This is a genomic window from Pseudomonas sp. GW821-FHT04D07 (assembly GCF_059420225.1).
This window is the reverse complement of sequence record NZ_JBWKTH010000001.1, coordinates 660,732-672,868: the sequence shown is the minus strand read 5'-3', so window position 1 is coordinate 672,868 and position 12,137 is coordinate 660,732. Positions and strand designations below refer to the sequence as shown.

The 12,137-nt window shown below is 60.4% G+C and carries 12 protein-coding genes and 1 pseudogene; 6 read left to right on the top strand and 7 right to left on the bottom strand.

What is annotated here, in order from left to right:
• Positions 1-11: 11 nt before the first annotated feature.
• From AC07T0_RS03190 to AC07T0_RS03170, 5 genes are all read left to right on the top strand, one after another.
• Positions 12-701 (top strand): ABC transporter permease, encoded by a 690-nt coding sequence (locus AC07T0_RS03190; RefSeq protein ID WP_494999811.1) that lies wholly within the window; start codon positions 12-14, stop codon positions 699-701.
• Between the two features lie 13 nt (positions 702-714).
• Positions 715-1,413 carry an ABC transporter permease gene (locus AC07T0_RS03185; protein ID WP_494999810.1) on the top strand — a complete coding sequence of 233 codons (699 nt, stop codon included), beginning with the start codon at positions 715-717 and terminating at the stop codon, positions 1,411-1,413.
• Positions 1,414-1,422: 9 nt separating this feature from the next.
• Positions 1,423-2,535 (top strand): succinylglutamate desuccinylase/aspartoacylase family protein, encoded by a 1,113-nt coding sequence (locus tag AC07T0_RS03180; protein WP_494999809.1) that lies wholly within the window; start codon positions 1,423-1,425, stop codon positions 2,533-2,535.
• Between the two features lie 19 nt (positions 2,536-2,554).
• Entirely contained in the window at positions 2,555-3,319 is a 765-nt protein-coding gene (locus tag AC07T0_RS03175; protein ID WP_494999808.1) for an ABC transporter ATP-binding protein, read from the top strand.
• Positions 3,320-3,442: 123 nt separating this feature from the next.
• Positions 3,443-4,351, top strand: coding sequence for a MurR/RpiR family transcriptional regulator (locus AC07T0_RS03170; protein ID WP_494999807.1), 909 nt, complete (start codon positions 3,443-3,445; stop codon positions 4,349-4,351).
• A gap of 1,663 nt (positions 4,352-6,014) precedes the next feature.
• On the opposite strand, the gene AC07T0_RS03165 is transcribed toward AC07T0_RS03170, so the two are convergent.
• Positions 6,015-6,533: an ankyrin repeat domain-containing protein gene (locus AC07T0_RS03165; protein ID WP_100939051.1), complete on the bottom strand. Its 519-nt coding sequence runs from the start codon at positions 6,531-6,533 to the stop codon at positions 6,015-6,017.
• Positions 6,534-6,859: 326 nt separating this feature from the next.
• Between AC07T0_RS03165 and AC07T0_RS03160 the strand changes: the two genes are divergently transcribed.
• Positions 6,860-7,135 (top strand): DUF3509 domain-containing protein, encoded by a 276-nt coding sequence (locus tag AC07T0_RS03160; RefSeq protein ID WP_494999806.1) that lies wholly within the window; start codon positions 6,860-6,862, stop codon positions 7,133-7,135.
• Positions 7,136-7,213: 78 nt separating this feature from the next.
• On the opposite strand, the pseudogene AC07T0_RS03155 reads toward AC07T0_RS03160, so the two are convergent.
• From AC07T0_RS03155 to aroC, 6 genes and pseudogenes are all read right to left on the bottom strand, one after another.
• A pseudogene (locus AC07T0_RS03155) lies at positions 7,214-7,393 on the bottom strand (helix-turn-helix domain-containing protein); the annotation flags it as partial.
• Between the two features lie 427 nt (positions 7,394-7,820).
• Complete coding sequence (gene mtnC, locus AC07T0_RS03150) at positions 7,821-8,504, bottom strand: acireductone synthase (RefSeq protein WP_494999805.1); 684 nt, start codon at positions 8,502-8,504, stop codon at positions 7,821-7,823.
• Positions 8,505-8,533: 29 nt separating this feature from the next.
• On the bottom strand, positions 8,534-9,079 hold the full coding sequence (locus tag AC07T0_RS03145; RefSeq protein ID WP_494999804.1) for a 1,2-dihydroxy-3-keto-5-methylthiopentene dioxygenase: 546 nt from the start codon (positions 9,077-9,079) through the stop codon (positions 8,534-8,536).
• A gap of 101 nt (positions 9,080-9,180) precedes the next feature.
• Entirely contained in the window at positions 9,181-9,801 is a 621-nt protein-coding gene (locus AC07T0_RS03140; RefSeq protein ID WP_494999803.1) for a methylthioribulose 1-phosphate dehydratase, read from the bottom strand.
• Positions 9,798-10,958: an MFS transporter gene (locus AC07T0_RS03135; RefSeq protein WP_494999802.1), complete on the bottom strand. Its 1,161-nt coding sequence runs from the start codon at positions 10,956-10,958 to the stop codon at positions 9,798-9,800. Before AC07T0_RS03135 ends, AC07T0_RS03140 begins: the two co-directional genes overlap by 4 nt.
• Entirely contained in the window at positions 10,958-12,049 is a 1,092-nt protein-coding gene (gene aroC, locus AC07T0_RS03130; protein WP_494999801.1) for a chorismate synthase, read from the bottom strand. The genes AC07T0_RS03135 and aroC overlap by 1 nt, the downstream gene beginning before the upstream one ends.
• Positions 12,050-12,137: the final 88 nt, after the last annotated feature.

Here is a 12,137-nt window from a genome sequence, read left to right as displayed (position 1 = left end):
GGAACTTCATCATGCTCCACGGCTACGGATCGAGCATTCTCGAGGGTGCCTGGCTGACCATCAATCTGGCCCTGAGCGCCATGGCCATGGCCATTGCCCTGGGTCTGATCGGTGCAGCGTTTCGTTTATCACCGCTCAAATGGCTGGCGCGGCTCGGCGAGGGCTATACCACCCTGATCCGCGGTATCCCCGACCTGGTACTGATTCTGCTGATTTTCTATGGCGGCCAGGACCTGGTGAATCGCCTGGCCCTTGCGCTCGGCTACACCCACTACATCGACATCGACCCGTTCATGGCCGGTGTCTGCACCATGGGCTTCATTTTCGGCGCCTATCTCTCGGAAACCTTTCGCGGCGCCTTCATGGCCATTCACAGCGGCCAGGGCGAAGCCGGGGCGGCCTATGGCATGAGCGGCCCGCAGGTGTTCCGGCGGATTCTGCTGCCACAGATGATTCGCTTCGCCATTCCCGGCTTCACCAACAACTGGCTGGTGCTGACCAAGTCCACCGCACTGATCTCGGTGATCGGCCTGCAGGACATGATGTTCAAGGCCAAGAACGCCGCGGATGCGACCCATGAGCCCTTCACGTTCTTCCTGGCCGTGGCGGCGCTCTACCTGATGCTGACCAGCCTGTCGCTGCTGGTACTGCGCTACCTGGAAAAACACTATTCGGTCGGCATCAAAGCCGCCGAGCTGTGAGTGGAGAACACCGATGATTCTCGATTACAACGTGATCTGGCAAAACCTGCCGCTGTATCTCGGCGGTGCCTTGTTGACCCTCAAGCTGCTGCTGATTGCCCTGGGCCTGGGCCTGATGCTGGCCATCCCGCTGGCGCTGCTGCGGGTTTCCCGCTCGCCGCTGCTCAACTTCCCGGCCTGGCTGTACACCTATGTGATCCGTGGCACGCCGATGCTGGTGCAATTGTTCCTGATCTACTACGGCCTGGCGCAGTTCGAAGCGGTCCGTCAGAGCCTGCTCTGGCCCTACCTGTCGAGTGCGACCTTTTGCGCCTGCCTGGCCTTTGCGATCAATACCAGCGCCTACAGCGCCGAGTTGCTCGCCGGCAGCCTGAAGTCGACGCCCGGCGGCGAAGTCGAGGCCGCCCGGGCCATGGGCATGTCACGCATGACCCTGTACCGGCGCATTCTCCTGCCCTCGGCCTTGCGCCGGGCGCTGCCGCAGTACAGCAACGAAGTGCTGATGATGCTGCAAACCACCAGCCTGGCGTCGATCGTCACCCTGGTCGATATCACCGGCGCGGCGCGCACCGTCAGTGCACGCTTCTATTTGCCGTTCGAAGCTTTTATCACCGCCGGCCTGATCTACCTGGCCATGACCTTCGTCCTCGTGCGTCTGTTCAAGCTGGCCGAGCGCCATTGGCTGGCGTATCTGGCGCCACGCAAGCACTAAGGAATCCCCATGCAGCCGATTAACTACGTCCTGCCCTGGAGCGCCACGGGCACCGAACGCCGACTGTCGCTGTTTCGATTCGGCAGCGGCTCGCGCAAGGCTTACATCCAGGCCTCCCTGCACGCCGACGAACTGCCGGGCATGCGCGTCGCCGTCGAACTCAAGCGCCGTCTGCGCGAACTGGAAGATCAGGGGCGCCTGACCGGGGTCATCGAACTGGTACCGATGGCGAACCCCATCGGCATCGGGCAGATGTTCCAGGCCACCCATCAGGGCCGCTTCGAGTTCTCCAGCGGGAGCAACTTCAATCGCGACTTTGTGCAACTGACCGATGCCGTGGCCCAACAGCTGGAAGGCCAGCTGGGGGCAGACGCCGAGACCAATGTCAGGTCGATTCGGGGCGCCATGCTCAAGGTCATCGAGCACCTGCCGCCGGCGACCTCGGAACTCGACGGATTGCGGCGCCTGCTGTTGCGCCATGCCTGCGATGCCGATGTGGTGCTGGACCTGCACTGCGACTTCGAGTCGATCATGCTGCTCTACGCCCTGCCGCAAAACTGGTCACGCCTGCGTTCCCTGGCCGCGCGCCTGGGAGCCGGCGCCGCCCTGCTGGCCGAGGATGCCGGCGGCAATGCCTTCGATGAAGCCTGTGCCAGCCCTTGGGTGCAACTGGCCCAACGCTTCCCGTGGGCTAATATTCCCCTTGCCTGCATCGCCACCACCATTGAGTTACGGGGCATGGCCGACACCGATCGCGCCCCCTGTATCGCCAGCGCCGAGCAGATCCTCGGCTACCTCGCCGAACAGGGCCTGATCAGCGGTCAATGGCCGGCCGCGCCAGACTTCTGCTGCGAAGCCACCCCGTTCGCCGGGGCGCAATATGCCTATGCGCCGCACCCGGGCGTGGTCAGTTTCCTGCAGCCATTGGGCGCACAGGTCAAGGTCGGCGACCCGCTGTTCGAAGTCATCGACCCACTGACCGACCAGCACAGCGTAGTGACCGCCAGCACCGACGGCATCCTCTATGCCCGCGAACGCCTGCGTTTTGCCCAACCCGGCTTGTGGCTGGCCAAAGTCGCCGGCCGTACCCCGATTCGCCAGGGTCGCTTGCTCAGCGACTGACTTCAGCAGAGTGGACAACATGAACAAACTTGAAATTCAGGACCTGCACAAAAGCTACGGGGACCACGAGGTGCTCAAGGGCGTGTCGCTGGAGGCAAAAGCCGGGGATGTGATCAGCCTTATCGGCTCCAGCGGCTCCGGAAAAAGCACCTTCCTGCGCTGCATCAATCTGCTCGAACAACCCAATGCCGGGAGCATCCGCCTCAATGGCGAACAGCTCAAGCTGGTGGCCAATGCCTCGGGCGGGCTCAAGGCCGCCGAGCCAAAGCAGCTGCAACGCATGCGCTCGCGACTGGCGATGGTGTTTCAGCACTTCAATCTCTGGTCACATATGAGCGCCGTTGAAAACGTCATGGAGGCCCCGGTGCAGGTCCTCGGCGTGCCCCGCAAGGAGGCCCGGGAAAAGGCCGAACACTACCTGAACAAGGTCGGCGTGGGGCACCGCCTGAACGCCTATCCGGCCCACATGTCCGGCGGCGAACAGCAGCGCGTGGCGATTGCCCGGGCCCTGGCCATGGAGCCGGAAGTGATGCTCTTCGACGAACCGACCTCGGCGCTCGACCCGGAGCTGGTCGGCGAGGTGCTCAAAGTCATGCAGGACCTGGCCCTGGAGGGACGCACCATGGTCGTGGTCACCCATGAAATGGGCTTTGCCAGGGAAGTCTCCAACCAGTTGGTATTCCTCCACCAGGGCCAGGTCGAAGAACGCGGCAACCCGCGCGAAGTGCTGCTCACGCCCCAGTCCGAACGTCTCCGGCAGTTCCTCTGCGGCAGCTTGAAATAACCCTCGCCTCACGCCCCGACCGTTGCCGTGCCCTGCACGTCGACGGTCGGCTTCGGCTACACTGACGCCCACCTTATGCCCAGGCACCCTGCCTTCCAACCCCCCGAACATGTTGAGCCGGATATGCCGACCCCCTCGAAGAACACCACGGTCTATGCCGCACCGGTGATGCGCAAACTGGCGGAAATCGTTGCCGACCTGCAGCCATCGCTACGCAAGGTAGCCGACTTCATCCTGCGCCACCCCTTGAAAGCCGCGACCCTGACCATCGAAGAGATGGCGCAGGCCACCGCCACCTCGCCCGCCGCGGTCAATCGTCTGGCCAAGGCGTTGAACCTGGGGGGCTACACCGGCATGAAGGCCGAGCTGGTGGCGACCTTGCAGCAGATGGTGTCGCCGGTGGACAAACTGCGCAACGAACTGGCCCATCGCCCCAGCGGTGCCTTCGGCCTGCATGAACAGATCGAGAGTGCGATCAGCAACCTTGGCACCGCGGGTACCAACAACCACCCCGACACCTTCGAAGCTTTTGTCACCTGCCTGACCCAGGCCCGCAAGATCTACATCCTCGGGTTTGGCAACAGCGTCTATATGGCCGGTCTCGCGGCCTCGACCCTGATGCCCTTCTGCGCCGACGCCAGCGCCATCAGCATGGAGGGCGGTAACGAAAACGCTGCTTATCGACTGGCGGCCATCACCGACCAGGACGTTCTCCTGGCGATCTCGTTGCCGCGCTATTCCCTCGACACCTTGCAGCTCTCGCGGTTTGCCCATGAGCGTGGCGCCAAGGTGCTGGCCATCACCGACTCCCCGGCCTCGCCGCTGACCGGCATCGCCCAGCACGTGCTCTTTGCCCCGGCCGACCACGCCGTGTTGACCAGTTCCAACATCGCAGTCCTGGCCTTGATCGAAGGCCTGGTGGCCGGGGTGATGGCGCGCAACAAGGAAGCCGTGAAACTGGCGACCGAATTGACTGAAAGCGTGATGTCCTACCTGCACCTACCCGGCAGCAGCAAGCCGTCAAAGAAGTGAGCGTTCAGCGTCAAACACAGGTTTTGCGTATCCCACCAACCTGAGCCGGGCTTGTCGGGACGTCGCAGCGCAGCGAACGGGCCCGTGAGATCGCCAAAAGCTTCGCTGGCACGCCATGCGCTTTCAAATCAGTAATTTCAGATCTTTATAAAGACCATTCCTACCTGCTGAATTTTTACCAGTACGCACCGAATCCGGCGGGGTGGGTTGACCCACTAGGCCTGACCAACAACCCTATTAGCGGCACCCCATTAGGCGAAATACTGGAGCGTGCATCTTTTAGGACAGGGAAAACCTATCAAGGCCAGCAAATATTTAAAATGACGGAAAAAGCGACAGTTGATAGTGTTAAATTCAAGTCTGGCGACTACTATTACATGGATGGCATGCACAAGGATCACATAGAAACATTTTCATCGAAAAACTCATCAAAAGGAGTGTTTAATTTTGACGGGACGTACAATACAGCAAAGTCTGCCAAAGCAACAAAGAGAACCGGGCCTGGCTGCTGACAAACTCAAGGATTTACCTTTATGAATGCACTAGAGAATGAAATTCTAAAAAACAAGGACGACCTTATTGCTGGAACATTCTGCTTCGAATTATTCGAAGAGCAAAAATTCAATGCAGACTCACTCAACAAACTCGTGGACGATATAGAAAAAGTACTAAAAAATCCTACTCCTAAACCATCGAACGAATTCAAAGAGTTCTTAGTCTGGTTTGTCATGGGGACCTTGCGCTGCGTCATATGTCACAACGACAGCAACGACTCGTACACAATACAAAATTTCTCTATGGAAAAATGGCACGAAATATACGAAGCAAAACTAAACCACGTCCTTATAACACTCGTAAAAATTTAAATCCACCCTATGAAGCAAAGCCCCTCGAACGTCAGGAACATCGAATAACTAAAGAAATTAACGTAAATATTAGATAGGCAAGTAAATAGGGTAACTCGTCAGCACCTCGCTTTGTCACGAAAAATCCCACAACTCAATCCTATATTTCCCTCGCACCTCAGCCGTGGGAGAATATTGCGTGCGCCAAAAGCGGGGGGCTAGAGTTTGACCGGCGCTGCAAATTCAGCGACACGGGTGTGGAAACTCGTAAAGGAATCGGCGCACATGGCCGCATAAGCGGCTTTTTTGTCTTCGCTTTATGGCGGGCTGTGCGTGGGACACCTATGGTGTGCCGGGTTCCTATTCTCCGGTTTTCCACCCCGCGCACAGTTCGCCACCCTTCGCGTGGAAACGAAATGGCGAACTCCTAAATTTGAATAGGGAGGTCACCATGACCAAGAAAATTACCCCCGATCCGCCGACTGTTCGCACCGCCTCCAGCACTGCCGACAGAGATCTGTACCTGCGTAAAGTCCTTGAAGCCCCTTCAAACAAGGCTGAGTCAGATCCGACAAACACGCACCGTTTGCTCGATGCCCTCATGTTCACCTGCTCCAAACCCGTCATCCCCGAAGATCCCTGCAAGCCCACGCTGTTCGACATCCAACCGGGCATCAATGCCCATGACGCGCTGACCTACGTTTCATGTTTGCTCGAAACGGCGGAACTCAATGGCGATGAAATCAGCCTGCCCCCACCACCCTGTGCGAGACAGCGGAGTCCCGAAGACAGGGCTAGACCTCCAGTGTTTCACAGCATCAGCCAAGGATCTTCTGCAACTGCGCCGCCGTGTCCTGCGCGCCCATGGTCTGTGCCGCGGCCAGTGCGGTGACACCGTTGGCGTCCTGGGCCCGGGGATCGGCGCCCTGGCTGAGCAGGTAATCGACGATCGTGGTGCGATTGAACATCGCCGCCATCATCAGCGCCGTGCGACCGTCCTTCGACGTCCCCTCGACCTGGGCCCCGCCTTCGATCAGCAAGCGAACCATCTCCAGGTCGCCCTTGAAGGCCGCACCGGCAATCGGGCTCTGACCATTATCGTTTTGTATCTGCGGGTCAGCCTTGTGCTCCAGCAATACACGCACCGCATCGGCATGCCCGTGATAACTGGCCAGCATCAACAAGGTGTCGCCCTTGTGGTTACGCAGGTTCGGCGGCAGGCCTTTGCTCAGCAGCGCCGCGAGCATCGGCGCATCGCCCTTGCGCGCCACGTCGAACACCTGCTCGGCGAACTCGGCGGCTTCATCTTCGGTCATTTGTCGGGCCTGGTCGGACATGGGCTTCTCCTTGGCGTGGCTGGACAGAGCATTAAAGGCCTCCAGTTTCCCGAGCCCCCCGCTCGCTGTCATGCCTTATTTTTCAAGCGCTTCCATAGAAACAATCAATAAACGCAAGCGGGCCGTCCGATATCAGGGCCACGCTGAACGGCCGAACATCGGCAAAATGCAGGATGCACGATGGCCCATCTTGCAAAATGCACGACCGAGCAACCCCAACAAAAACCTAACCGATTGTTTTATAAGTAATTTTTAAAAACTCCATACTGGCACAATCACTGCACCTACGACTCTATGCCCTTCATGAGCTAAAGGAGTCCATAGACATGAGCCTGATCCAGGAAAAATTCGCTTCGGTATTTTCCAACCACAAGGTCACGACCCAACCGCGTCCGGACGGCGGCATTCTGCTGACCCTGCTGGCCAGCGACGGCAAGCAATTCAGGCGCTCGGTTTCCTACGCGCAATTGCACACCGCGGAACAACTCACCTGGGTGATCAGCGCCATTCGCCGTGATCTCGCCAGCGAGCCCGGTGAACTGCCGTCGATCACACTGTTGCAAAGCCAGAACCGCTTTGCACTGCCGACCTATCAGGTTTAAACCAGCCGCTACAAGCAAGCCGGGGCAAGGCGGAGACTTCGGCTTGCAGTATCAAGCGTGCAACTTGCCGCAGCCCCGTCAGACCAATCCACGATTCACCGCCTCCCCCACCGCATGGGCCCGATTGCTCACTCCCAGCTTGTGATAGATATTGCGCAGATGAAACTTGACCGTTGCTTCGGAAACATCGCGGATAACGCTGATTTCCCAGACGGTCTTGCCCGCCCGCGCCCAGCGCAATACTTCCAGTTCCTTTTCGCTCAAGGTCTTGCTCTTTGACAGTCGGCACCGACGGGGCTTGCCCAGCGCCGGTAGGACGACGACGTGGGCCGACTCCTTGTCGCCGGGAGTAAAATCCTGTTTATGCCGCACTCGCGAATCGGCAATGTCGACCACCCTGTACGACACCCTGTGCACGGCATCAGTACCCAGCTTCTCGGAAACCCTCATCATTGTTTCTCCCTCTGGTTTCAATAGATCGCCCAGCTGTTACCCAGTCTTATTGGCCACAGACAAACACCCATCAAAAAACAGAGAGTTACACAGAAAGGGGATTTAACAAGCAACCACAAACACAAACAGGGATGCCCGACATTTCAATAGGCATTTTCCTACAACTTAAAGCACACAAGACCGACTCAAGTTTTAATCAAGTCGGCCGCTCAGCCGCTGTTTAACGCCCGGACTAGAGTGTCGCCAGATCGATCTCGGCAAAGCTGCTCACGTTCGGGTGGCCGGACAACTCTCCCCCCTCGCGTACCAGGCCGCAGGTGAGCATGCCGGCCTGCCGCGCGGCGTCGAGTTCTTCGACGATATCCGAGAGGAACAGGATCTGGCTCGCCGGGCAACCGATGGCTGCGCTGATATGCCGATAGGACTGGGCTTCGCGCTTGGGGCCGGAGGTGGTATCGAAATAGCCGTTGAACAAGGGCGACAAGTCGCCGGCCTCGGAACAACCGAAGATCAACTTCTGTGCCTGGATCGAGCCCGAGGAATACACGTACAGCGCATATCCCTGCCGGTGCCAATCCCGCAGCGCCTGGACCGCATCCGGGTACACATGCCCCTTGAGCTGGCCGGCCGCATACCCCTGCTGCCAGACCATGCCTTGCAAGGCCTTGAGCGGCGTGGCCTTGCGGTCTTCGGCGAGCCAGCCGAGGAGAATCTCGATCAGCCGTTCGACATCCGCCGCCGGCTCACCGCTGTCGAGCCGCACCGCCCCCAGTTGCACCGCCACGTCCGGGCGCTCGGCATGTTGCCGGACAAACTCCGGCAGATGCCTGGCCGCGTAGGGAAACAGCACGTCGAAGACGAAGCTCACTGCACTGGTGGTGCCTTCGATATCCGTGAGGATGGCTTTGATCGGCATGTCGGGTCCTTCTGGGTGGGGTGGCGGGTTCAGTCTTCGAGACGCGGGAAACGCTGGGCGATGTCCTCGCCGGTGAACTGGGCGACCCAGCCTTCGGGGTTGTTGAACAGGCGAATGGCCACGAAGTGCGGCTGCTCACCCATGTCGAACCAGTGCGGGGTGCCGGCCGGAACCGAAATCAGGTCGTTCTTTTCACAAAGCACGGCATAGACATACTCGCCGATGTGCAGGGTGAACAGACCACGGCCGGCGACGAAGAAACGCACTTCGTCCTCGGCATGCCGGTGCTCATCGAGAAACTTGGCGCGCAGTTCGGCCTTCTGTGGGTGATCGCTGTTCAGGCTGACGACATCGACGGTGATGTAGCCGCGCTCGGTCATCAAACGGTCGATCTGCACCTGGTAGGCCGCGATCACGTCTTCCTGGCTGGCACCGGGTTGGATTGGCGCGGCGGCTTGCCAACGGTCGAAGCGTACCCCTTGCTCGGCCAGGGTCGAACTGATGTCGTCGAAGTGGGTCAGGACCTTGTTCGGGAGGTCCGGGGATGAAACGTGGTAAACGGACAGGCTGCTCATGGGACTCTCATTCCTCACTGGGTCAACGTCGGCCCGCTCTAGCGGCCGCTCCGACGCACCGGATAATCAGACAATCAACAGGCTCGTGCACAAACCGCTATTCAGCAAGACCGCAGCGAACGGACTTTCAACTCACATTCAAAGAGAAACTCGAAAGCTTCGATCTGACGCAGGGTGTCACTCATCCGTGCCCCCCAGGTGTAGAGACCGTGCCCGCGGATCAGGTAGCCGACGCAATCGGGATGCGCGTCGAGCCAAGGCTGCACCTTGGCCGCCAACCGCGCAATATCCTGGTCGTTGTCAAAGATCGGCACCCGCACCCGGGACTCATGGGTCGTGACCCCGGAGAAGGCCTTTTGCAGCTCATAGTCTTCGAATTCGATGAACTCACCGGGGGTCATTCGCGACAGCACCGTGGCATTCACCGAATGGGTGTGCAACACCGCGCCAATCTCCGCCCGCCAGGCATAGAGCTGGGTGTGCAGCAGGGTTTCGGCCGAAGGCTTCTTGCCCGGCTCCAGGCTGTTGCCCGCCAGGTCAGTGGCCAGTACATCGTCCGCGCCCAACTGGCCTTTGTGCTTGCCAGACACCGTCAGCAGCACCTGGCTGGCCGACAGGCGGGTCGAATAGTTGCTGCTGGTGGCCGGCGACCAGCCGCGACCATACAGAAAGCGCCCGGCCTCGATGATTTCCAGGCTCAATTGTTCACGGGTCAGGCTCATGGCCGCTCCTCTTGCATGCGTGTGGCAATGATAATGGCCGCGGCCAAGGCCGCGAGGCTGGCGATGCTGAAGGTCCAGGTCGGCCCCAGGCTGCTCCAGCTGTAGCCGGCGTACAACGCGCCCAAGGCTCCGCCGGTACCGGCCAGTGCGGCGTACAACGCCTGCCCCTGGCCTTGCTGGCGCGCGCCGAAGCTACGTTGCACGAAATGGATGGCCGCGGCGTGAAAGCTGGCGAAGGTCGCCGCGTGCAGCACCTGCGCGAATAGCAGCGCCACCAGGTGATCAGCCAATGCGCCCAGCAACAGCCAGCGCACGGCGGCCAGGAGGAAACTCGCCAGTAACACCCGACGGACCGAAAAGCGCGCGAGGATCCGACTCATGGCCAGGAACATCAGCACTTCCGCCACCACCCCCAACGCCCACAACAGACCGATCAGCCCGCGCGTGTAGCCAAGGCTTTCCAGGTGCAGGGTCAGGAAGGTGTAGTACGGACCATGGCTCATCTGCATCAGCGCGACACAGGCATAGAACGCCAGTACCCCGGGGCTGCGCAGCTGGCGCAGGAAGCCTTCGCCGGGCACGCGCGGGTCCTGGCTCGGCGGCTGGGCGTTGGGAACCCAGGCGCTGCTCAGGACGATACCGGTCATGATCAGCACGATCGCCACCGGGTAGATATCCAGGCTCAGCGCCTCGAACAGGCGCCCCAGCGCCACCACCGTGAGGATGAAACCGATGGAGCCCCACAAGCGGATCTGGCTGTAGCGCGCCGCCTGTCCCTGGACCTTCAGATGGGCCAGGGTGATGACCTCGAACTGCGGTAGCACCGCATGCCAGAAGAACGCATGCAGGGCCATGACCAATGCCAGCCAGCCATAGCTTTTGTCAACGAAGATCAGCGAAAACGCGAGCAGGGTGCAGACCGCGCCGAAACGCACGATCGCCAGACGCCGACCGCTGTAGTCGCCCAGCCAGCCCCAGATATTCGGCGCCACGCAGCGCATCAGCATGGGAATCGCCACCAGTTCGCCAATCCGCGCCGGGGCAAACCCCAGATGGTGGAAGTACAGCGCCAGAAACGGCGCCGTCGCTCCCAGCAACGCGAAGTAGAACAGGTAGAAGCTGGACAACCGCCAGTAAGGGAGCGACGCCCCCGGCATTACAGCTGGCCCAGTACCGGGGTGCTGACCCGCACGTCCGCATTCTGCCCGCGGTGGCGCAACAGGTGGTCCATCAACACGATGGCCATCATCGCTTCGGCGATCGGGGTGGCACGGATGCCCACGCAAGGGTCGTGACGGCCCTTGGTGATCACGTCCACCGGGTTACCGTGAATATCGATGGAGCGGCCCGGCGTGGTGATGCTCGAGGTGGGCTTGAGGGCCAGGTGCGCGACAATCGGCTGACCGGAAGAGATCCCGCCGAGAATGCCGCCGGCGTTGTTGCTGAGGAAACCTTCAGGGGTCAGCTCGTCGCGGTGTTCAGTGCCACGCTGGGCCACGCAGGCAAAACCGGCGCCGATCTCGACGCCCTTGACCGCGTTGATGCTCATCAACGCATGGGCCAGTTCGGCATCCAGGCGGTCGAAGATCGGTTCACCGAGGCCAGGCATCACGCCCTCGGCAACCACGGTGATCTTCGCGCCGACCGAATCCTGATCCCGCCGCAGCTGGTCCATATAGGCTTCCAGCTCGGGCACCTTGTCCGGATCGGGGCAGAAGAAAGCGTTCTGCTCCACCGAGTCCCAGGTCTTGAACGGAATTTCGATAGGGCCCAGCTGGCTCATGTAGCCGCGGATGACGATGCCCTGGCTGGCCAGGAACTTCTTCGCAATGGCGCCGGCCGCCACGCGCATGGCGGTTTCCCGGGCGGAGCTGCGACCGCCACCGCGATAATCGCGCTCACCGTATTTGTGGTGGTAGGTGTAGTCGGCGTGGGCTGGGCGGAACAGGTCCTTGATCGCCGAGTAGTCCTTGGACTTCTGGTCAGTGTTACGGATCAGCAGGCCGATGGCGCAGCCGGTGGTGCGGCCTTCGAAAACCCCCGAGAGGATTTCCACCTCATCGGCTTCCTGGCGCTGGGTGGTATGGCGACTGGTGCCCGGCTTGCGCCGGTCGAGATCGCGCTGCAGGTCGTCCAGGGACAGCTCCAGGCCCGGAGGGCAGCCGTCGACAATGGCGACCAACGCCGGGCCATGGCTTTCGCCTGCGGTGGTGACAGTGAACAGCTTGCCGTAAGTATTGCCGGACATGCAGGGCGCTCCGCGAATCGAGTCTAGATCAAGCGTGCCAGTATACGCGGGCTATCCCCGTAGTTCATCCTCGAACCTTATCCTCGGT